The 22381-nt window shown below is 73.0% G+C and carries 17 protein-coding genes; 9 read left to right on the top strand and 8 right to left on the bottom strand.

Translation table 11 applies throughout. The features are described 5' to 3' along the window. Positions 1–30: 30 nt before the first annotated feature. The 5 genes from Aple_RS01405 to Aple_RS01385 form a co-directional block, all read right to left on the bottom strand. Positions 31–1050, bottom strand: a complete 1020-nt coding sequence (locus Aple_RS01405; protein ID WP_155342566.1) for a phosphotriesterase family protein — start codon at positions 1048–1050, stop codon at positions 31–33. Positions 1051–1063: 13 nt separating this feature from the next. After that, complete coding sequence (locus Aple_RS01400; RefSeq protein WP_155342565.1) at positions 1064–2689, bottom strand: amidohydrolase; 1626 nt, start codon at positions 2687–2689, stop codon at positions 1064–1066. Then, positions 2679–3800 (bottom strand): ABC transporter substrate-binding protein, encoded by a 1122-nt coding sequence (locus tag Aple_RS01395; RefSeq protein ID WP_155342564.1) that lies wholly within the window; start codon positions 3798–3800, stop codon positions 2679–2681. Before Aple_RS01395 ends, Aple_RS01400 begins: the two co-directional genes overlap by 11 nt. A gap of 135 nt (positions 3801–3935) precedes the next feature. Then, entirely contained in the window at positions 3936–6176 is a 2241-nt protein-coding gene (locus Aple_RS01390; protein ID WP_155342563.1) for a N,N-dimethylformamidase beta subunit family domain-containing protein, read from the bottom strand. Next, entirely contained in the window at positions 6173–6532 is a 360-nt protein-coding gene (locus tag Aple_RS01385) for a N,N-dimethylformamidase alpha subunit family protein (protein WP_155342562.1), read from the bottom strand. The genes Aple_RS01390 and Aple_RS01385 overlap by 4 nt, the downstream gene beginning before the upstream one ends. 60 nt (positions 6533–6592) lie before the next feature. Between Aple_RS01385 and Aple_RS01380 the strand changes: the two genes are divergently transcribed. Then, positions 6593–7201: a cysteine hydrolase family protein gene (locus Aple_RS01380; protein ID WP_155342561.1), complete on the top strand. Its 609-nt coding sequence runs from the start codon at positions 6593–6595 to the stop codon at positions 7199–7201. 9 nt (positions 7202–7210) lie between these two features. Here Aple_RS01380 and Aple_RS01375 read toward each other — a convergent pair whose 3' ends face one another. Next, positions 7211–8479 carry an MFS transporter gene (locus Aple_RS01375; RefSeq protein WP_155342560.1) on the bottom strand — a complete coding sequence of 423 codons (1269 nt, stop codon included), beginning with the start codon at positions 8477–8479 and terminating at the stop codon, positions 7211–7213. Positions 8480–8582: 103 nt separating this feature from the next. On the opposite strand from Aple_RS01375, the gene Aple_RS01370 reads away from it, so the two are divergent. Genes Aple_RS01370 through Aple_RS01360 form a run of 3 tightly spaced genes read left to right on the top strand, consistent with a single transcriptional unit; the run spans position 8583 to position 12911 of the window. Beyond that, positions 8583–10136 carry a gamma-glutamyltransferase gene (locus Aple_RS01370; protein ID WP_155342559.1) on the top strand — a complete coding sequence of 518 codons (1554 nt, stop codon included), beginning with the start codon at positions 8583–8585 and terminating at the stop codon, positions 10134–10136. Continuing rightward, entirely contained in the window at positions 10133–11476 is a 1344-nt protein-coding gene (locus Aple_RS01365) for an amidohydrolase (protein ID WP_155342558.1), read from the top strand. Before Aple_RS01370 ends, Aple_RS01365 begins: the two co-directional genes overlap by 4 nt. Position 11477: 1 nt before the next feature. After that, positions 11478–12911, top strand: coding sequence for an amidase (locus Aple_RS01360; RefSeq protein WP_155342557.1), 1434 nt, complete (start codon positions 11478–11480; stop codon positions 12909–12911). A 5-nt stretch (positions 12912–12916) separates the two neighbouring features. Here the strand turns inward: Aple_RS01360 and Aple_RS01355 are convergent, their stop codons facing one another. After that, complete coding sequence (locus Aple_RS01355; protein ID WP_155342556.1) at positions 12917–13945, bottom strand: phosphotriesterase family protein; 1029 nt, start codon at positions 13943–13945, stop codon at positions 12917–12919. Between the two features lie 130 nt (positions 13946–14075). On the opposite strand from Aple_RS01355, the gene Aple_RS01350 reads away from it, so the two are divergent. From Aple_RS01350 to Aple_RS01330, 5 genes are all read left to right on the top strand, one after another. Then, complete coding sequence (locus Aple_RS01350; RefSeq protein WP_218038048.1) at positions 14076–14588, top strand: RidA family protein; 513 nt, start codon at positions 14076–14078, stop codon at positions 14586–14588. Positions 14589–14724: 136 nt separating this feature from the next. Then, entirely contained in the window at positions 14725–15606 is an 882-nt protein-coding gene (locus tag Aple_RS01345; RefSeq protein WP_155342555.1) for an ABC transporter permease, read from the top strand. 4 nt (positions 15607–15610) lie between these two features. Then, positions 15611–16453, top strand: coding sequence for an ABC transporter permease (locus Aple_RS01340; protein WP_155342554.1), 843 nt, complete (start codon positions 15611–15613; stop codon positions 16451–16453). Next, positions 16450–17526: an ABC transporter ATP-binding protein gene (locus tag Aple_RS01335; RefSeq protein ID WP_155342553.1), complete on the top strand. Its 1077-nt coding sequence runs from the start codon at positions 16450–16452 to the stop codon at positions 17524–17526. Before Aple_RS01340 ends, Aple_RS01335 begins: the two co-directional genes overlap by 4 nt. Beyond that, entirely contained in the window at positions 17523–18533 is a 1011-nt protein-coding gene (locus Aple_RS01330) for a phosphotriesterase family protein (protein ID WP_155342552.1), read from the top strand. The genes Aple_RS01335 and Aple_RS01330 overlap by 4 nt, the downstream gene beginning before the upstream one ends. Positions 18534–18546: 13 nt before the next feature. Here the strand turns inward: Aple_RS01330 and Aple_RS01325 are convergent, their stop codons facing one another. Further along, positions 18547–22368 (bottom strand): type I polyketide synthase, encoded by a 3822-nt coding sequence (locus Aple_RS01325; RefSeq protein ID WP_155342551.1) that lies wholly within the window; start codon positions 22366–22368, stop codon positions 18547–18549. Positions 22369–22381 lie beyond the last annotated feature (13 nt).

The raw sequence follows: 22381 nt of genomic DNA, 5'->3' as shown, positions 1-22381 counted from the left end.
TTCTTGTATCCAGCGGGTCCGCCACGGCGGTTATGGCCGGTTCAGCAGGCGGCGCGGGTTCTCGATGAGGATCTGTTCGACGACCTTCGTGTCCCCGCCCGCCAGCCGGGTGATCCCCGGGGCGATCCGCCGGAACAGGTGGTCGTAGCCGAATCCGCCGTTGTGCTTGAGGTTGGCCTGCGCCCACACGTCGGCCCCGATGACCAGCCGGTCCGCGAAGCCCTCGGAGAGCAGCCAGGCCACCATTTCGAAGCGTTCCGCGTCGGTGGGGTTCCGCTGGGCGGGGTCGCCGTACAGGAAGTCCGAGCCGAAGGTGTCGTAGGCGAGCATCGCCCCGGCCTGCGCGACCTCCCGGTGGTAGCCGGGGTCGAAGTACTCGTCGAGGTGGCCGATGATCACCCGCGACGGGTCCATGCCCTCCTCGAGCAGCGCCGCCAGCACCGGGATGGCCGGTTTGCCGCGGAAGGACAGGTGGACGTAGACGGTGGCGCCGGTCTCCGCGCCGGCCCGGCCGGCCGCGCGGAGCACCTTCCACTCGCCGTCGGTCACCGGCCAGCTGGTGCCGATCTCGCCGAGCAGCGCCGGGCGGATGCCGGTGCCGCCGATGCCGTGCCGCAGCTCGTCCAGGAGCAGCTCGGTGACGCCGTCCACGTCCGCGGCGCGGACCCGGCCGGGGTGGGTCTGCTCCACGTAGAACCCGCCGCCCACGCAGATGTGCACGCCGCTGCGGCGGGAGATTTCCGGCAGTTCGGCCAGCCGCCGCCCCATGCCCTCCAGGGTCAGCTCGACGACGGCGCTCGCGCCCGCCGCCCGGGCGTCCGCGAGCTCCCGCGCCGCGACGTCCGGGTCGTGCAGCACCAGGTTCTCGGGGATGGACAGGGCGTTCCAGCGCAGGTAGCCGAGGAGTTCCGGGCCGATCGGGACCCCGGGCGGGGGTTGCTCCGCGCTCGGCCTGCTCCACAACCGCAGGTCGCTGAGCAGGTGCTCGTGCATCGAGGTCGGCCCCAGCTCGGCGGGGTCGATGGGCCCGAGGACGGTGTGAATGGGCATGGCGTCCCTCCTCTCATCCGGCGTACACGGTCTGGCCGCCGACGACGGTCCTGAGCACCCGGATGTCGGCGACTTTCTCGTCCTCGGTCTCCACCGGATCGGCGTCGAGCTCCACCCAGTCGGCGAGCGCGCCCGGGGCGAGCCACCCGCGTTCCCCGTCGGCGAAGCAGTACCTGGCGGCGTCCACGGTGTACATGCGCAGCGCCTCCTCGGCGGTGATCGCCTGCTCGGGCCCGAGCGGTCCTTCGAGGCCGCGGACCCGCCGGGTCCTGGCCTGCCACATGCCGAACAGCGGTGACATCGGGAAGTCCGGGCCGTCGGAGCCGCCCGCCACCGTCACCCCGGCGTCGAGCCAGTCCCGCAGCGGCGCCGTGGCGGCGGCCGGTGCCCCGAACCGGGCGGCGATCCCGGCCGCCACCCGCCACTGCATGGCCGGCTGGGTGGAGAGCAGCACGCCGAGCCGCCCGGCCAGCGCCATGCTCTCCGCCGACGGCCAGAGGTAGCAGTGCATGATCGAGAACCGCAGGTCGCGGATGGGCCACTGCGCGTCGGCCCGCTCGAACTCCGCCAGGGCGACCCGTACCGCCTCGTCCCCGACGGCGTGAACCGCCATCGACCACCCCTCGCGGGCGCAGAACCGGACGAGTTCCTCGAAGGTCTCCGACCCGCAGGTCTGGTTGCCGTGGTATCCGTCGGTGCCGGGCCAGGGCCGGGAGAGCAGTGCCGTGCCGAAGCCGCCGGCGCCGTCCAGGTAGACCTTGAGCGGTCCCAGCTTGAACAGCTCGTCGCCGAACCCTGTCCTTACCCCGAGCCCGCCGAGTCCGCGCAGGAACCGCTCGGGTGGTATGTCGGTGTCGGCCAGCGGCATGCCCATGGTCCGCAGGGTGAGCCGGCCCGTCCGCCAGGCGTCCTGGTAGACGGCCATCTCGTGGGGGTACAGGCCGGGCTCGCTGGCCCCGGTGACGCCCAGCGAGTGCAGGTGAGGCTGGGCCTCCTCCAGCGCGGCCGCCAGTTCCTCCGCCGAGGGCGGTGGGATCAGCGAGAAGACCAGGTCCGCCGCCGGGCGCTCGATCAGGACGCCGGTCGGCTCGCCGTTCGGGGTCCGCTCGATGCGCCCGCCGGGCGGATCGGGGGTGGCGCGGCCGATCCCGGCGCGGCGCATCGCCTCGCTGTTCACGATCGCGTCGTGGGTGCGCCGGTCCAGGTAGAGGGCGACCCCCGGGGAGACAGGGTCCAGGTCGGCCGCGGTGGGCAGCCGGCCCTCGGCGAGGTCCTCCTCGTGGAAGTGGGCCCCGGCCACGACCCAGTCGTGGCCGGGGTTGGCCGCGAGCCAGTCCCGGATCCGGTCGACCACCTCGGCCACCGACTCCGCCTCCGAGATGGTCAGCCGCCGGCGTTCGAGTCCGACGGTGAGCACGTGGAGGTGGGAGTCGATGAAGCCGGGGAGCACGGGCCCCGCCGCCTGGTGGACGGGGACGTGCGCGCCCGCCAGGGCGCGCACGTCGGCGAGGTCGCCCGTGGCGGCGATCCGGTCGCCGGCCACGAGCATCGCCTCGGCCAGCGGGCGCGCCGGATCCATGGTCCGGATGGGCCCGGCGACCACGGTCGCCGGGCCGGCCGGATCCGGGCTACTGGGCAAGCCAGCCCGTGTACCAGGCGAGGAGGGCGTCACGCTGCTCCGCACGCGCCAGGGAGTTCTGCCAGACGATCTTGTCGTGTTCTGGCGCGGTGACGATGTTGGCAAGGGTCTCCTTGGTCATGTGCTGGAACGCGTCCGGGTTGCCGGGGCCGTAGCCGGTCAGCTTCGCGAACTCGGCCTGCCGCTGCGGGTCGCTCATCCACTCCGCGAGCGCCAAGATGTTGTCCGGGTTCGGCGCCTTGGCGGGGGTGACCATCACGTTCGGCGCGACGACCGCCTGGTTCCAGGAGACGGTGATGTCCTGGCCGCCGTTGCGGAGCGCGGCGTACTGGCCGCTCGGGCCGAGGGCGACCGCGGCGGTCCCGGAGGCGATCAGCTGCTGGATCTCCGGGTAGGCGTTGTAGAAGACCATGTTCGGGCGCAGCTCGTTCAGCTTCTTGGTGCAGCGGTCGAGGTCGAGCGGGTAGAGCTGGTCGGGGGCGACGCCGTCGGCGAGCAGTGCGACCTCGCAGGTGCTGTCGTAGCTGCCGGGGGTGCCGGGCCAGGCCCGCTTGCCCGGGAACTTCTTGACGTCCCAGAAGTCGGCCCAGGTCTGCGGGCCGCCGTTGGGGAAGGTGCTGGTCAGGTAGCCCTGGGCGTGGCCGACCAGGAAGGTGCCCCACGCCTTGTCCCTGATGTCCTCCGGCAACTGCTGGTCCAGGGTGGCGCCGGCGGGCCGGGAGAGGATGTTGTCCTTGTACTTGTAGGCGTAGTCGAGGCCGACGTGCATGGCGTCGTAGTCGCCCGCGCCGCCGTTGAGCATGGTGTCGGCGAGCGCGTCCTCCTCGACGGTGGAGACCACCTCGACCCCGGTGTCGCCGGTGAATCCGTCGAAGTAGGTGGTCTGGCGGGCCTTGTTGGTGGGGCCGCCGAAGTCGGCCCAGATGACCTTTCCGGACAGCTTCTGCCCGCCGGACGGGGCGGCCGTGCCGGAGGCGGCGCTCGTGGTGGGTTCGGCGTCGCCGCCGCAGGCGCTCAGCGCGAGCGCGGCGGTGAGGGACAGCGCCACCGCGGAGAACAGGCGACGGGTGGGACGCGGGGGAATGGGACGGAGCGGCCGTGGAGCGGACATAGGCTTCGAGCCTCCAAGTCGGGACGCTGCGGTGTCGCAGATACCTCGGGGCTGTGGATTCACTTTGAGGTGTCTTGGATCCAATGTAAGCACCTAGGATGCATCCGTAGGTTAAGGACAGGTATCGGATTTCGGTCACCCGGGCTCGTCGAGCACCGGCGCCCCCGAGGCGAACCTGCGGACGACGTTGCCGAGCAGCCGGCTGACATCCCCGTCGAGCTCGCGCAGCGCCCCCGCGAACGCGATGGACCCGACCGAGAAGACCGCTCCCCCACCGGCCCGGGGAACGAGCACCAGGTCCGCGTGGACCCGCGGGTTCCGCCCGCCGCCCAGCACCCGGCTGGTCATGTTGAAGTTCTCCCGGGCCTCCAGCATGTCGTCGTCGTGCCCGACCGAGGTCGCGAGCACGATGGCCTCGTCCGCCGTGCCCAGCGGCGGGGCGGCCGAGTCGATCTCCAGTCCGGCCGCGCCGCCCGACACGCCGTCGGCGCCGAAATCCCGGGCGCGGACGCCGTCGAACACCCAGTCGGTGGCGGGGTCCCGGGCGACCCGGCGGTACGGCGCCCCCGAGCCCGGATTGCCCGCCGCGACGAACCCGACCCCGAAGGTCTTCTGCGGCGCCCGGCCGCGGAACCGCCAGATGCCGCCCTGCTGGCCGGTGAACCCCAGGTGGTACTCGCCGGGCTCTGCCTGCCAGGCCTGGGTGCCGCCCCACCGCCGGACCTCGATCACCTGCTCGTCCTGCGGATCGGCCCCGGTCACCCAGTACATGCCGTTGCCGCCGAGGTAGCAGAGCCGCCCGCCGGTGGCCGCGTACTCCTCGTAGGCGGCCAGCATCTCCAGGGTCGGGTATTCGGGATGCGTCCCGGTGAGGACGACGGCGTACCCGGACAGCAGGCCGGCGCCCTCGCGGTGCAGGTCGCGATCGGTGGCGACGTCGAACTCGACGCCCGAGCGGTCGAGCCAGTCGACCAGCTGCATGTCCCCGGTGAACTGCCAGACCGGCGCGTTGTGGTCGTAGGCGCGTTCGCGCATTGTGAGCAGCGGGCGCCGCCAGCTGGAGTAGCAGACGCCGGTGCCGTCGGCGTGCGCCTCGTACAGGGAGTAGCCGAGCTCGCGGTGGGCGTCCCGGAACAGCTCGAAGTCGTCGAGGGCCGGGACCTGCTGGGTCCACACCTGGGTGCGCGGGCTGTCCACCCCGACGTGGTCGTTGCCGTAGGCGAGGTAGCTGTTGGTCGGCAGGACGAGCAGCACCGGCGCCGGGCGGGCGCCCTCGGCCGGGCGGACGAACACCGGCACCGTGTCGGCGGCGCCGTCGTTGTCGGTGAGCTCCAGCGCGTACACGCCGCTCGGCAGGTCGGACGGCAGCCGGAGCACGGCCGGATCCCGCCAGCCGCAGTCGGTCATGTCGTCCCGGTGGAAGTGGATCGCGGCGTACTGCCCGGGGGCGAACCGGAAGTCGGTGACGTCTCCCGTCCACCGGGACGCGGTCACCGCGCGTTGCGGGTGGTGCAGCGCCGTCCCGTGCCGCCCGTGCGGCCCGGCGTCCGCGACATGACCGGTACGGCTGACGCCCCCGGGCCCGATACCCGCCGCCAGATCCCAGGCGGCGACCACGTCCGGATGCGCCGCCAGCTCGCCGCGATCACCGCGCACCCCCGCCCGCCCGACGACCACGGGGTTCTCGACCCGCCCGTCGTAACGCTCGTCCCCCTCTCCGCTGGCGCTTTCCGACCGCCGCCCCCAGCGCAGCGGAACGCCCTCGGGGGCCAGCGGTTCCCCGGCCAGCCGGGTCTCCGCCCGGGCCGGAGCGGTGCGGGGCAGCACCACCCGGTCGGCCTCGAACGTGCCGCACGCGGCGACCTCCAGCTCGACCGCCGCCCCCGCGGCTCCGCCGATCGAGGCGCGCAGCTCGTACCAGCACCCGGACACCAGCGGCGACCCGGCGACCAGCTCGGTCACGCCCGCCGCCGTGCCCACCACGAGCCGCGCCCGCCCGTCGGCGGTCAGGCCGAGCGTCCACCCCGCCGTCCCGTCCCAGTGCGCGAGCACCGTCTGGGCGTCCGCGCCCGGCCGGGTCGGCATCACCGCGACGGCCACGGTCAGCCCGGCGGGTCCGGCCGCGGGGAACCTGTCGACCCGTACGGACGAGCCCACGACCGTCTCCTGCGCGACCCCCGGACGGGTGATCGGAGCGACCCCGGGCACCGGGACGACCCGGCGGCGCACGCCCGCGCCCGGGATCGACAGCGCGAGCAGCCGGACCAGCCGGGCGCTCCACTCGGCCGCGGGCGTGCTCACGTAGCAGGTCACGTCGTCGCCCGGCCGGTAGGAGATCCGGTCGGTGTACCCCATCACCCCGGGACGCCCGCTCACGGCAGCATCCCGTAGTCCCGCAGCCTGCGCAGCAGCACCGCGTGCTCGGCCTCCCGGCGGGTGGTGTGCCGGTCGTCGCCGTCCGGCGTCGGCGGCGCGCCGCGGACCGGGGCGCGGCGGACGACCGCGAAGCCGTCGGGGGTGCGCAGCACCGCGTACCGTGGCAGCTCGGGGTCGGGGTTGCGGCGCAGGAAGTCCAGCACCTCGACCAGCGCGGCGGACCGCCTGGCGCGCGGCGGATCGGCGCGGGCCTCGGCCAGCAGCTCGGGGGTGACGAGAGCGCGGATCCGGTTGGCGCGGATGAACTCGTCCTGGATGCTCAGGCCCATGCCGGCTCCCCTCAAGAAAATGGACATTCTGGATCCTAGCAAGATGATTTAGGATCCAGATCTGACGTCTGACCCTCAAGGAGCCTCATGGAGATCATCGGAAACGCCGTCCTCATCGTGGTCGACATCCAGGGCGGCGGGGTGCCCGAGGCGGACTCCCGCACCGAGATCCCGCACATGGGCGGCCGGTCCGAACGGGTCGCGCGGGTCGAGAAGCTGATCGGCGACTGCCGCGCCAAGGGTGTCCCCGTCGTGTTCATCCAGGAGGTCCACAAGGCGTCACTGGTCGACATCGGGCGTGAGCTGGACGGCGTGGAGGGGCCGCACTGCGTCGAGGGCTGGCCGGAGACCGAGCTGGCGCCGCACATCCGGCCGCGGCCCGAGGAGTTCCTGATCCGCAAGCGCCGCTACTCGGCGTTCTTCGGCACCGAGCTGGAGATCGTGCTCAAGGCGTACCGCGCCCAGACCGTGCTGCTGATCGGCGGGCTGACCGACGTCTGCATCCACTACACGGCGGTGGACGCGCACCAGCACGACTACCACGTCAAGGTGCTGACCGACTGCGTCGGCGGCTCCTCGCAGCGCGCCCACGACGCCGCCCTGGAGGCCGTCCGGTACCTCCAGCGCGACGCGCTGGTGACCAGTGCGGAGGTGACGGCGTGGCTCGACGCCCGTGAGCTGGTGGCGACGCCCTAGCAGGGCCCGTCAAGGGCGCCGGGCACGCAGGCCGTGCCCCGGCTCGGTCGCGAGCACGCCCAGCCCGGCCACCGCCAGGGCTGCGGCGGCGACGAACGCCGACCACTCCCCCCACCAGCCGGACAGCACGCCCCCGGCGAACGACCCCCCGGCCATGCCGACGGCGATGTACGCGTTGAAGAAGCCGAGCCCGGTGGCGCGCAGGCTCGACGGCAGCCGTTCTGTGGCGATCATGGTGAGGGACGGGAACAACGGGGCGAACCCGGCGCCGAGCACCACCGCGCCCGCGGCGGCCATCGCGAACGACCCCGCCGCCGCGATCACCAACAGCCCTGCGGCCACGCAGCTCAGCGCCAGCACCGCCGACCGCCGGGCGCCGATCCTGTCTGGCAGCCCGCCGACCGCCAGCCGGGCCAGCACCACCGAGGCCGCGAAGACGGTGAACACGCTCGCCCCGCCGAACACGCCGTCCGGCCGGACGCCCCGGGACTCCAGGTGCAGTACCAGGTAGGTGAGCAGCACGCCCTCGGTCGCCCAGACCAGGCCCGCGACCACCCCGGCCCGCGTCACCGACCGCACCGCGACCCGCCAGCCGGGCGCACTGGGCACACCGGGCGCACTGGGCGAGCCGTCGGTGGGGCCCGCCGCGCCCCCGGCCAAGTTCTCCCCCGTCACCACCGCGGCCTCCTCCGGCGGCAACCCGTCCGCCCGCTGGCGGACGACCAGGGCGGCGGCCACGGAACCCAGTTGCAGCGCCCCGCAGACCAGCCAAACCGCGCCGAACCCGGCGAGATGGAAGGTGTTCTCGCCGACCACGGGGCCGAGGGCGAGCCCGATCCACACGCCGAGGCCGAACACCCCCAGCGCCTGCCCGCGCCGCTCGGGGGCGACGATCGCGAGCACCCAGGCCATCAGCGCCGTCGCGATCACCGAACCACCGGCGCCGAAGAGCACCCGGCCCGCGGCCACGCCGGGGACGGTGGCCGACACGAGCAGGAACAGCACGCCGACGGAGGCGAGCAGGCCGCTGGCCACCGAGACCACGCGGTAGCCGTACCGGTCGGCCAGCACGCCGGCGAAGGGCTGGACCACGAGCGACGCGATCGGGGAGAGCCCGACCAGCGATCCGACCAGGGCGGGCCCGCCGCCGAGCACCTCCACCACGTAGCGTGGCAGCACGGGCGCCGTGGTGCTGTACGCGACGTTGCTGAGCGCGGACGAAACGAAGATCAGCCAGAATGCGGGCGTCGAGAAGCGCGGCGCGCCGTCTCGCCTCATCCGCGGCGGTCCGAGTCGACCCCGATTGTATCCATGTGTCGATTATCAACACAGTTAGGAAATGTTCATCCCGTTCTGACGTGATTCTCCGCATACTGAATCCATGAGCACGACGATCGGATCCAAAGTTGCCCTTGCGGCACCACATCGCGCGGCGGTCGACGCCGGGCGGCACGCGGTGTCCGCGGGCGGCAACGCGCTCGACGCCGCCCTCGCCGCCGCCACCGCCCTGACTGTCGTCTACCCGCACCAGTGCGCGCTCGGCGGGGACCTGGTGGCGCTGGTCCGCCTCCCCGGACCGGACGGCCCGGGGTCGGCGGCCGTTCATGCCGTCGTGTCGGCCGGGGCCGCGCCCGCCGCCCTCACCCCAACCGGCCTCCCCGGCCCCGCCATGCCGCGCCAGGGCCCGCACACCGTCACCGTCCCCGGTGTCGTCGCCGGCTGGCAGGCACTGGCGAGCCTCGGCGCCCGGCTCCCGCTGAGCGATCCGCTCCGGTACGCCCAGGGGCTGGCCGAACGGGGATCCACCGTCACGGCCGGGCTGCGGCGCGCGCTCGGCAGCCGGGCCGAGGCCGTACTCGCCGACCCAGGCCTGCGCGCCCTCTTCGCCCCGGACGGCGACCTGCCGGCGACCGGCGCACGGTTCACCCAGCCCGCCCTCGCCCGCACTCTCGCGCACCTCGCCGACGACCCGGCGAGCTTCTACCACGGCGAGATCGCCGACCGCCTGGTCGCCGGGCTCCGCGCCGCCGGCGGCCTGCACACCGCGGCCGACTTCGCCGCCCACCACGCGGAGGTCGTGCCCGCTCTGGCCACCCGGCTCGGCCCGGACACCTGGTGGGCCGCCCCGCCCCCGACCGCGGGACCCCTCCTGCTCGGCGTGGCGGCCGCGGCCGGTGGCGACACCGCCCTGCTCGACGCCTGCCTGCGGGCCGTCCAGGTACGCCTCCGCCACCTCGGCGACCCGCGAACGGCCCCGGTGAACATCCCGGCGATCCTGGCCCTCGATTCCCGGGACGATCCCGGCCCGGCGACTCCGTGGTCCGAGCCGCCCGCCCACGGGGACACCGTGGCGGTTTCCGCGAGCGACGATTCAGGGCTCTCGGTGGTGCTGATCCAGAGTGTGTTCCAGACCTTCGGCGCGGGCCTGCTCGAACCCCGGACCGGCATCGTCCTGCACAACCGCGGCGCGGCCTTCAGTCTCGACCCGGCCAGCCCGGCCCGGCTGACCCCCGGCTCCCGGCCGCCGCACACGCTCTGCCCGCTGATCGTCGACTCCCCCACCGGGGTGCTCGCGATCGGCTGCCAGGGCGGGCGCGCCCAGCCGTGGATCCTGGCGCAGGTCGCCCCCGTCCTGCTCGCCGACCCCGAGCAGGATCCCGCCGACGTGCTGGCCCGGCCGCGCTGGGTCGTCGGCGACGTCGACCTCGGGCACGACCGCACCACCCTGGTCGCCGAGCCCGGCCTCGGTGCGGTGCTCGCCGCGGCGCGATCCAGGGACCTGCCGGTCGACGAACGCGCCGGCCCGGAGGACATCGCCGGCCACGTCCAGCTCACCCGCCACCGGGTGGCGCCAGACGGGACGACCCGGCTCGACGCCGCGAGCGACCCCCGTGCCGACGGCGCGGGCGAACTGATCGAGGAAGGACGCCGATGACCGCCGGAGCGCCAGTGATCGTGGCCGGGCACCTGGTCACGATGGATCCCGAGCGGCCGGTCGCGCAGGCCATGGCCGTGGTCGCGGACCGGATCGCCGCCGTCGGATCCCTCGCGGAGGTGCGCGCCGCCTACCCGGAGGCCGCCATCGAGAGGCAGGACGCGGGCGCCGTGCTGCCCGGCCTGATCGACGCCCACCTGCACCTGGCGCGGGCGGCGCTCAAGTTCGGGCACGACGCGGCCGGCGCGGAACCGGACGTCCCCGGCTTCCTGGAGATCATGGCCAGGGACTGGCACGGCGAGGGGTGGGACGTCCCCCGATCCCCCGCGGAACGCGCCGACGCCCTGCGCCGGGTCCAGCCGCTGATCCACGGGCTCGGGATCACCGGTGTCATCGATCCGGCGGTCACCGACCCGGAGCTGCGCGGATACCAGGAGTCGTGGCGGCGCGGCGAGCTCACCGTGCGGGTGACGGCGATGCCGTACCCCGAACTGGGCACGCCGCGGGCGCCGGCCGTCGAGGACGCGATCGGACGGCTCAGCGGGCTCGGCCTGCACACCGGGTTCGGCGACGACCTGCTGCGGATCGGCGGGGTGAAGGTCTACTTCGACGGTGAGGGCCTGAAGCGGGAGGCGCTGCTCGACGCGCCGTGGCCGTCCACCGGGTCGCCGGGACGGCAGCTCCTCTCGGATGAGGACTTCACCAGGTTCGCCCGGTTCTGCATCGAGTACGGATGGTCGATGGGCGTGCACGCGGTCGGCGGCGGCGCCGTCGCGAAGGTGGTCGACCTGCTCGCCCGCGCGGCCGGGGAACGCTCGCTGCGCGACGGCCGCTTCCAGATCATCCACGGCTACCTCGACGTCGCCCCCGCCACGATCGCCCGGGCCGCGGCGCTCGGTCTGGTTGCGAGCGCGCAGCCCTCCATCACCTGGTTCAACGGCGCGCGGCTCGCCGGCGAGCTGGGGGCGCGGACCGACACGATCAACCCGCTCCGGTCCTGGCTCGACGCCGGGGCCCGGGTCGTCCTCGGCTCCGACGGCCCGTTCTTCCCATTCGACCCCTGGCAGCTGATGTGGACGGCGGTGACCCGGCACGTCGACCGCCGGGACGAACCGCTCGGCCCGGCCGAGGCGATCACCGCCGCGGAGGCGCTCGCCGGATACACCCGCTCCGCCGCCGACGCCGCGTTCGCGGGCGGCGACCGCGGCGTCCTGCGCGCGGGCTGCCTGGCCGACTGGATCGCCGTCGACCGCGACCCCACCGCCTTCGGCGCCGACCTGCGTTCGGTACGCGTGCTCCGTACCGACGTCGGCGGCCGGACCGTCTACCGGGAGTCATGACATGACCACTTCCCCCGACGCGCTCCACCGCCAGTCGGCGCGTGACCTAGCGGCGGCCATCAGGGAGCGGCGCGTCTCCGCCGTCGAGGTGATGCGCGCCCACCTCGACCGGATCGACCAGCTCAACGGCGTGCTCAACGCGATCGTCTCGCCGCTGCCCCGGGCGACGGCGCTGGCGATGGCCGAGGAAGCCGACCGCGCCGTCGCCCGCGGGGACGAGCTGGGCCCGCTGCACGGGCTGCCCACCGCGGTGAAGGACCTCGTCGACGTCGCCGGCCTGCCGACGGTCCACGGCTCCGCGGTCCACTCCGGCGCCCCGCCCGCGGCGCGCGACAGCGTGCTGGCCGAACACCTGCGCGGCGCCGGGGCGCTCATCATCGGCAAGACCAACACCCCCGAGATGGGCCTCGGCACCCTGACCTTCAACCCGGTGTTCGGCACCACCCGCAACCCGTGGGACCTCTCCCGGCACGCCGGGGGCAGCAGCGGCGGGGCCGCGGCGGCCGTGGCCAGCGGGATGCTGCCGATCGCGGACGGCTCCGACAGCGGCGGCAGCATCCGCTACCCGGCGGCGTTCTGCAACGTGGTCGGCCTGCGCCCGACCCCGGGAGCCGTGCCGAGCGGCCGTCCCGGCAACGCCTGGAGCCCGCACGGGGTGCTCGGCCCGATGGCCCGCGACTCGGCCGACGCGGCCCTGCTGCTGAGCGGGATCGCGGGGCACGACCCCCGGTGGCCGCTGTCGTGGATCGAGGATCCGTACGGGCTGGCCCGGCTGGACGAGCTCGATCTGCGCGGGCTCCGGCTGGCCTGGAGCGCCGACGTCGGCGGTCTCCCGATCGACCCGGAGATCCGCGCCGCGCACGCGCGGGCCCGCGCCGCCCTGGAGTCCGCCGGCGCGGTCGTCGTGGACCGCGAACCGGACTTCTCCCACGCCGACCGAGCCTGGGAGACGATCGAGATGTTCGAGTTCTTCTCCTACGGCCACGAAAGGGTCGACGCCCGGTCGGCGGACTACCGCGAGGACTTCTTGCGCAACGTGGAGCAGGGCCGGGGAACCAGCGCGAGCGCGCTCGCCGAGGCGTTCGCCCGCCGTACCGACCTGTTCCGGGACACCGCCCGCCTGCTGGCGGAGGTGGACGCGCTGGTGCTGCCGGCGACCCCGGTGCCTCCTCCCCCTACGGAGCTGGAATGGGTGCCCGAGATCGACGGGGTGCGCTTCGACCGCTACTTCCGCTGGCAGCTGGTCGCGAACCGGATCACGGCGACCGGCCATCCCGCCCTCGTCACCCCGGGCGGTTTCACCGAGGGCGGGCTGCCGGTGGGCCTCCAGGTGGTCGGCCCGTCGCGCGGCGACGCCCGGCTCCTGGCGATCGGCGCGGCGATCGAGTCGGTGCTCGGCCTCGTCGGCAGGGCGCCGGCCGCGATTCCGGACTGAACGAGTCAGCCGCCGAACAGCGCCCGGCGGGGGTTGTCCACGGTGAACCTGCGGATCAGGCCGGGGTCGAGGCCGCGGTCCACGGCCAGCGGGAAGAAGTCGGTGAACAGGAAGGCGTAGCCGGGGCCGCCCTTGAGGTGCAGGTGCGAGCGGGCGCAGACGTCCTGGGAGAGGAGGATCTGATCCTCGTATCCGGCGTCGACCAGCTGGAGCAGATAGGAGATGCGGCGTTCCAGCTCCGGCATGACCAGGTGCCCGCCGATCCGGCAGGTCATCAGGCAGTCGTACTGGACGAAGACGCCCCGGCGGGCGAGTTCGAGCGAATAGCGGATGTGCTTGACCGTGTCGGCGTGCCCGATGACGATCCGCTCCGGCGGCACGCCCTCCTCGGTCAGGATGTCGAGCTGGGCCAAGCCGACGGGGTGGGTCGGCGCGTGGGTGCTGATCATGACGCCGGTCTCCCGCGCGGCCCGGCCCGCGGCGCGGAAGGAGCGCTCCTCGGCCGTGGTGACGTGGGCGTGGTCGGCGGCGATCTCGCCCAGGAAGCCCGCGCGCACACCGGTGCCCGGGATCTCGTCGACGAGGTCGCGGATCAGGAAGTCCGCGAGCCGGTTGGTCGGCGTGCTCTCGAACCACTGTCTGTGCAGGTAGCTATCGTGGTAGTGGCCGGTGCCGAGCACCACGGCGAGCCCGACGGTCTCGGCCATCGCCTTGGTGGCCAGCACGTTGGCGGGCGACCTCGAGCCGGTGACCGGGTCCTGGTGCGGACTGATCTCCAGTCCCTGCTCCTCGCCCCAGAAGAGCGGCGCGGCGAGTTCGCTCAGCTCGCCGTTGGTGACGTCGAGGATGGTGGTCCCCCCGGCCTCGGCGTACCGGCGCAGCTCGGCTTCCTGCTCCTCCCAGACGTTGAGCAGGCCGTCCCTGGGGGCGGTCCGCAGCATGTTGATGAAGACGTGCTCGTGCGGCAGGGTCACGCCGAGTTCGGCGGGTGCGATCGGTCCCGTCACGCTGTTGACGCTGGTGAGCGCAGCCATGCGATACCTCCGGTCGGGCTGAGAAGGGGGTGGCGCGGGGGCGTCGCTGCCAAGAAGTCCGAATTATGGATTCCCAATCGCCAACTTGGGATCCAATAATAGGGGTTCCGTCCGCTTTTGGAGGAGTACTGTGACCGACTTGACCCCAGAGCAGCGGGTGGCCGAGCTCGGGCTCGTCATCCCCGACTACGCCGACCCGCCGTACGGACAGCGCTACGGCACCGTGAAGGCGTTCCACCGATCCGGGCGCCTGGTCCTGCTCGGCGGGATCACCTCGGAGTCACGGGACGGCGAACGCCTGCACCCGGGCGTCCTCGGCGCCGGCCTCACCGTCGAGCAGGGCTACCTCTCCGCCCGGCAGGCGGCCGTGAACTGCCTCGGCATGGTCAGGTACGCCATCGGCTCCCTGGACGAGGTGACCGCCATCCCCCGGGTCCAGGTGTTCGTCGCCGCCGTGCCGGCGTTCGAGGAGCACCACCTGGTCGCGGCCGGCATGTCCGATCTGTTCCTGGAGGTGTTCGGCCCCGAGATCGGCACGACCGCCCGTGCCACCATGGGCGTGACCAGCCTCTCCCGGCGCAACTCGGTCGAACTGTGGCCTACCTTCGAGAGCCGGGACGCCGCGCGTGAGGCCGAGCTGTAACACGGCCGATACGCACGCCCAGTAGCTTCGGATCCGACATCCATGTTTTTGGATCCTCAATCATCGTGACTCGTTAAGGAGAACGCGTAGTGACCCCACCCCGCAAGCGATCACACGCGACGCCCGGCGGGTCGCGGTGAGCACCACGGCACTCGCTCCCCCGGAGCACGCCGCCCCGGCGGACCGGCACGAACCGGGGCGCGACCGCGCGGAGGCCCGCTGGTTGCTCTGGCCGCCGCTGGCCTTCTTCGTGGTCGCCCTCGGGGCGCCCCTGGCCGCCCTGGTCATCCGGGCCCTCGACAACGAGACCGGCGACAACAGCTTCGCCACCGCCCTGACGATGCCCGTCTTCCTGGACTCGCTGGCCAGGACCGTGGTGATGGCGTTCGTCGTCACCGCGCTGACCGTCCTGCTCGGCACCGTCTACGCGACCGCCGTCGCCGTCTCACCGGGCTGGCTGAAGATGTTGCTGGTCGCGGCGCTGCTGCTCTCGCTGTGGACCTCGATCATGGTCAGGACCTTCGGCTGGATGCTGCTCGAACTGCCGCGCGGCGCGATCTTCTGGCTCGGCGACATGCTCGGGCTGATGGACGAGCCGCTCGGGGTCTACCAGACGGCCGTCGCCATGTACCCCGCGATGGTCGCCGTGATGCTGCCGTTCGCCGTGCTCCCCATCGCCTCCGCCCTCGCCGCCATCGACCGCGAACAGCTCAACGCCGCCGCGGTCTTCGGCGCGGGACCGCTGCTCACCTTCCGCACCATCATCCGCCCCGCCATCACCCCCGCGATGATCAGCGGCGGCGTCCTCGTCTTCGTCATGGCGCTCGGCTTCTACGTCACCCCGCTGCTGCTCGGCGGCCCCACCAACATGACCGTCTCCGGCATCATCTCCGGCCAGCTGCGCACCGCCGGCCGCCCCGACCTCGGCGCCGCGATGAGCATCCTGCTGGTCGGCGGTACCATCGCGATCTACCTGGTCGCCGACCGCCTGTTCAAGGTCAGCGAGAAGTGGGGCTGACCGGATGAACGACCGTTCACTTCTCCGCGCCATCGGCTGGTACCGGACGCCCGTCATCGCCGTCGGGCTGCTGGCGAGCCTGCTGTTCTTCGTCCCGTTCCTGGTGGTCGTCGCCACCTCGTGGACGTCCGGATCGTTCATCCTCTTCCCGCCGACCGGGTTCTCCCTCCAGTGGTACGAGACGGTGCTCACCGACCGGCAGTGGCTGAACTCGTTCTGGTTGTCGGTCGTGGTGGCGGTGATCGCCACGGCGGCCTCCGTGGTGCTCGGCACCCTCGGCGCGCTCGGCCTCACCCGGATCCGCTCCCGCGCGCTCCAGCGGTGGGTGCGCACCCTGTTCATCGCGCCGATCGCGCTGCCCCCCATCGCGTACGCGGTCGGGCTCTGGTCGGTCGACCGGCAGCTGCCGTTCCTCGACGACACACTGGTCAGCCTGGTGCTCGGGGAGACCCTGCTCGCGGTGCCGTACGTCTTCGCGCTGGTGTCGAGCGCGCTCGCGGGCGGCGACCCGTCGCTGCGGCCGGCGGCGAGCACCCTCGGCGCGTCCTGGCCCATGATCCTCTGGCGGATCGAGCTGCCGCCGCTGCTGCCCAGCATCCTCGGCGGCACCCTGTTCGCCTTCACCGTGGTGTTCGACGAGGTCGTCCTGTCCGTGCTGCTCCTGCCGCCGGGCACCCAGACCCTGCCCCTGAAGATGTTCACGGCCTCGCAGGAGGCGTTCTCCCCCGAGCTCACCGCGGCCTCGACGATGGTCTCGCTTCTGGCGATCGTCGTCCTCGGCGGCGCCCAGCTCGTGTCCAACCGGCGCAACCGAGCCGCACGGCTCCGGCGAAAGGCAACGGCATGACCGTCGCGCTCTCCGTCCAGGACGTTCACGTCACCCTCGGCCAGAACCACGTGCTCAAAGGCGTCAGCCTCGACGCCCAGCCCGGGGAGTTCGTCACGCTGCTCGGCGCGAGCGGCAGCGGCAAGTCGACGCTGCTCAACGTCATCGCCGGCCTGCAGGGCATCGACCGCGGCCACGTCGCGTTCGACGGGACCAACGTCGAGAAACGCCCGCCGCGCAAACGCGGCGTCGGAGTCGTCTTCCAGTCCTACGCGCTCTTCCCGCACATGACGGTCGGCGAGAACGTCGCCTTCCCGCTGCGCGCCGCCCGCCGCCCCGCCGCGGAACGGGCCAGGGTCGCCCGCGAGATGCTCGAACTGGTCCAGCTCGGAGAGCTGATCGACCGGCGGCCCGCCCAGCTCTCTGGCGGCCAGCGGCAGCGTGTCGCGCTGGCCCGCGCCCTGGCCGCCAGTCCCGGCATCCTCCTGCTCGACGAGCCGATGGCCGCGCTCGACAAGCAGCTCCGCGAGCAGATGCAGGTGGAGGTCACCCGCATCCAGCGGCAGGTGGGCATCACCACGGTCTCGGTCACCCACGACCAGGCCGAGGCGATGACCATGTCGGACCGGGTGGCCGTGATGCGGGACGGCTGTTTCGTCCAGATCGACACGCCGGAGAACATCTACCGCAAACCCGCCACCGAGTATGTCGCCCGCTTCGTCGGCGAGGCCAACCTGTTCCCCGCGCGCGACGGCGAACTCCTCCTCGACGGCGTCACCGACGGCCGCACCGGCACCGCCGTCATCCGCCCGGAAGACCTGCGGGTCCTGACCGAAACCGAACCGGCCGGCGCGTGGTCGGTCTCCGGCGTGGTGCGGCTGCTCAGCTTCCAGGGCTCGCGGTTCCGGCTCGAGGTCGTCAGCGACGCCGGCGGGCGCGTCGTGTGCTCGCTGCCCCCGCAGACGGACGCCGCCACCCTCCTGGACGGCAGCCGGGTCCGGCTCGGCTGCGCCCACCCCGACCGGGTGCATGTGATCGCCGCGACGGCGGACGACGTACAGGAAGATGACGCGCAGGAACTGGTGGTCGCGTGATCGAGACGGTGCTCGGACCCGTCCCCGCCGAGGCGCTCGGCGCCGTCGACATGCACGAGCATCTGCTCCTGGACGCGAGCGGCCTGCGCCGGGACGGGGTGGCCGAGCCGGCGCCGACGCATGCCGAGGTGCGCCCGGAGATGCTCGGCTACCTGCGCTGGAACGCGCTCGCCCTGGCCGACAACCTGCGGCTGGACTCCGCGGACACGGCGGTCGAGGAGCTCGTCCTGGCCCGGGCCGCCGGCGTCGGCACCGTCGTCGAGGCCACCAGCGTCGGCCTGGGACCCGGGCACGACCGCCTGCCGGAGCTGGCCCGCCGCTCCGGGGTCCACGTCGTGGCCGCGTACGGGATCTACCTGTCCTCGGTGCTGCCCGAGTGGGCCGCGGCGCTCGACGAGACCGCACTCGAAAAGCACCTGACCGGCGCCCTGGAGGACCACGTGCCGGGCACCGGCTACCGCGCGGGCCTGCTCGGCATCATGGGCACCACCGGCACGGTCACCGGCGTCGAACGCGCCCGGCTCCGCGCCGCGGCCCGGGCGGCGGCCCGGACCGGAGCCGCCGTCACCGTCCGGCTGGACCCGGACGCCCGATCCGGGATCGACGTCATCGAACTCCTCACCGGGCAGGGGACGGCGGCGGACAAGGTGCTCTTCACCAACTGCGACGAGTTCCTGGACGTGCCGTACCTCGCCGAACTGTCCGCCGCCGGAGCGACCCTCGAAATGTGCTTCGGCACCGAATTCCAGCACCTCGGCCGGGTGGAGAACCCGTCGGACCGGGAACGGCTGGAGTTCCTCGTGGACTTCCTCGGCGCGTACCCGGCGGCCCGGTGGGTGATCGGCGGCTCCACCTGGACCAAGATCCAGCTCACCCGCTACGGCGGCGGCGGGCTCGCCCATCCACTCGGCCGGATGGTGCCCGAACTCGCCCGCCGCGGCATCCCGGCGGAGACGATCGCCGCCATGACGGTACGGGAGCCCGCCCGCCTGCTTGACCGATCCTGACGCCGCAACGCCCTCAACCCCCGATCGCAGGCACGGTCTCAAGAACGGCCTCCGCTTCGGCGACCGGTCTCATCGTCGCGAGAAGATCCACCAGGTGACCCGCGATCGCGGAAATGGTGGGCTGCTGCCACAGCAAGGTCGCGGGGAGACGGCAGCCGAAGCGCTTCTCCAGACGGCGCCTGACCATGACGGTCATCACCGAGTCCAGCCCCTGCTCCACGAGGTGACGCCGGATCGCCAGGTCCTCCGGAGCGAGCCTCATCACGGCCGCGATCTCCGCGCGCACCTCGATCAGGACGAACTCGCGCAGCTCCTCCGGCGGCAGGTTGGCGAACGACTCCGCGGGCTCCCGGAGCTCCTCCTCGGTCGCCGCGGGCGCGTCGATCACCGGATAGCGGAGTCCGGACAGGTGTCCCACCACACGGCCGTCGGCGTCGGCCAGGAGCGCCAGCACCGTGTCGTCGGCCGCCGGGTCGACGGCCGCCTCGATGATCACCGTCTCCGGCGGCTTGCCGGTCAGCGCCACCTCGTCGATGTGCACGACCATGCGCAGCACCGGATCGCCGGGAAACACGCAGGGAGCCACGGACATCACCGCGTCCAGCGCCGGCGCCCAGGTCGGCGGCGCCTCGACCGGCTGCGGGGTGTGGACCGTGGCGCGCAGCACTCCGTCTCCGCTCAGCAGCGTCTGGATCGTCCATTCGAAGCCCGTCGTGGGGACGCCGACGGCGGCCAGCCTCTGGTGCACGAATCCGGTGTCGATCGGGGTGAGACCGGTCGCGTCAGCGTCCGGCAGCACGTCGGGCATCACCTGGCCCGGGGCCGCCACGGACGCGGTGACGTGAATCAGCCAGGCGGGTTCCGGCTCGTCGGGGCCGGCCGGTGTACGCGTCGCGAGCCGGAACCCGGGAGGCTCGTGGACGACCTGGATCTGCCTGCGTTCCGCGGTCATCAGCGGATGCATCATCTCCACATCGGTGAGGGTGCCGTCCTCGACCGCGTGCAGGAACGTGTTGACCAGCACGGCGGCGGGCACGATCTCGACCCCGCCGACGGCGTGGCTGCCCGGGTAGGGCCGGTTGGCGTCCTCCAGGCTGGTCCGCCACACCCGCGTCCGGCTGCCCGCGAGGCTCGTCCCGGCTCCGAGCAGGGTGTAGGAGTGCACGTCGTGCCCTCGGTTCTCGTCCGCGCCGGTGGAGGAGTCACGCCAGTGGCGGCGGCGCTGCCAAGCGTACGGCGGCAGGGCGGCCAGGCCGCCGGACGGCTGCAGCCGGCTCCAGTCCACACCGACGCCATGGCAGTGCGCCGTGCCCACCGCGGCGAGGAAGGTCGATCGCTCCGGCTGGTTCCGGCGCAGTGACGTGCCCACGAACACGTCCTCGAACTCGGTCTCCCCGAGCGTCTCGGTGATGGAGTGCGCGACCACGGGGTGCGGTGAGATCTCCAGGAACGCGCGGTAGCCGTCCTGCGCGGCGGCCGTCGTGGCCGCGGCCAGCCGTACCGGGTCCCGAAGGTTCGCCGCCCAGTACTGGGAGTCGAGGACAGGCGTCGACCGGGGGTCCGGCAGCGCGGTCGTGTACATGGGAATGCGGGGCGCGCCGAACGAGAGATCGGCGGTGGCCGCCGCCAGTTCGACGGCCAGCGGCTCCATGTGCGGGCTGTGGAAGGCGACGTCGGAGGCCACCCGGCGCACCATGATGCCCTCGGCCGGCCACTCGTTCAGCACCGCCTCGACCGCGGCGACGTCGCCGGACAGCACGGTGGATGCGGGCGCCGACGAGATCGCGGCCACCAGGTCGGTACGGCCGGCCAGCCGCTCGGCCGCCTCCTCGAAAGGCAGGCCGACCATGACCATGGCCCCCTTGCCCTCGGCCTGGCGCAGCAGCCGGGACCGGCGGCAGATCAGGCGCGCGCCGTCGGAGATGCTCATCGCGCCGGCCGTCACCGCCGCCGCGATCTCGCCGACGGAGTGACCGATGACGGCCTTCGGGACCACCCCGTACGCGCTCCAGAGCCTGGCGAGGCCGAGCTGCATCACGAAGATCATGGTTTGGACGCGGTCGATTCGGTCCAGATCGCCCTCGGCCAGGACCTGCCGGGGAGAGAAGCCGATCTCCGCGGCGAAGATCGGCTCCACCTCGTCGACCAGGGCCGCGAACTCCGGCTCGGTGGCGAGCAGGTCCCGCCCCATCCCGCGCCACTGGCATCCCTGCCCGGAGAACACCCAGACCGGTCCGGGGCCCGGCACGGGCAGCACGTCCCCGGTGAGGACGGCCTCGGCCGGCAGGTCCTCCGCGAGCCTGCGCAGGTTGGCCGTCAACTCGTCCCTGTCCGCCGCGATCACGACGGCTCGACGGCCCAGATGCGAGCGCCGGAGCGCCAGCGTGTGCCCCACCGAAGCCAGGTCGAGCCCGTCCAGCCGGTCGGCCAGCGTGCCCGCGTACTGCCGCAGCGCCGTTTCTGACGCGGCCGACAGCGGGAACAGGCGCTGCCCCGTCCCCTCGCCCCGGGGCTCCTCCGGAGCCGGCGGAGCCTGTTCGAGCAGGATGTGCGCGACGGTGCCGCCGTACCCGAAGCTGGAGACGCCCGCCCGGCTGGGGTGGTCGCGATCCGGCCAGGCCGATCGTTCGGTCACCACGCGAAGCCCCGAGGTCTCCCACGCGATGGCCGGGGTCGGGGTGGTCAGCACGCTCGGGGGGATCTCACCGCGGCCGAGGGCGAGCACCGCCTTGATGACACCGGCGATGCCGGCGGCGCCTTCGAGGTGGCCGATATTGGACTTGACCGAGCCGATGAGGCACGGGTCGCCCGGGGGCCGTCCCGTGCCGTACACGGAGGACAGCGCGCCCGCCTCGAGCGGGTCGCCCAGCCGGGTCCCGGTCCCGTGCGCCTCGATGTAGTCGACCGTGGCCGGTGAGATGCCCGCCTGCCGGCAGGCCCGGACCATCACGTGTTCCTGGGCCGCCCCGCACGGCGCCATGATGCCGTTGGTGTGCCCGTCCTGGTTCACGGCGCTGCCGATGACGAGCGCGAGGATCCGATCACCGTCGCGGCGCGCGTCGGACAGCCGTTTGAGCACGATCACGCCGCAGCCCTCACCGCGCCCGTAGCCGTCGGCCGTGGCGTCGAATGACTTGGACCGCCCGTCGGGGGCCAGGGCTCCGGCGGCGCCGAGCGTGAGGGTCTCGCCCGGGGTCGCCAGCAGGTTGACCCCGCCGGCGAGGGCGACGTCGCTCTCGCCGAGCCGCAGGCTCTGCGCGGCCAGGTGGAGCGCGACCAGCGACGCCGAGCACGCGGTGTCCACCGCCATGCTGGGCCCGCGCAGGTCCAGGGAATAGGAGATGCGATTGGCGACGGCGCAGGTCGCGGCGCCGATCCCGGTCCACGCCTCGATCTGGGGCAGGTCCTCGAGCAGGCGGCGTCCGTAGTCGTCGGTGCAGATCCCGATGAACACCCCGGTGTCGGTGCCGGCCAGCTCGCGCGGCGGCAGGCCGGCGTGCTCCAGGGCCTCCCACGCGGTCTCCATCAGGATCCGCTGCTGCGGATCCATCAGTTCGGCCTCCCGGGGCGACAGGCCGAAGAACTCCGCGTCGAAGCCCTCGATGTCGCTCAGGAAGCTGCCGTGCCGTACGGCGTGGCGTAGCGCGGCGGCGTATTCGGGACTGCGGTTCTCGTACGGGCGCCAGCGTTCCGCGGGCAGCGGCCGGGTCGTGTTCCGGCCGTCGCACAGCAGGTCCCAGAATCCCTCCGGTGAGTCGGCGTCGCCGGGAAAGCGGCATCCGATCCCGACCACCGCCACCGGTTCCACCCGGACTCCGCTCGAACTATCGACCATCGCTTGTTTCCCT

This window comes from Acrocarpospora pleiomorpha (assembly GCF_009687885.1).
GTDB classification, from domain to species: domain Bacteria; phylum Actinomycetota; class Actinomycetes; order Streptosporangiales; family Streptosporangiaceae; genus Acrocarpospora; species Acrocarpospora pleiomorpha.
The sequence above is the reverse complement of the archived record's forward strand: the minus strand, read 5'-3'. Positions and strand labels throughout refer to the sequence as shown.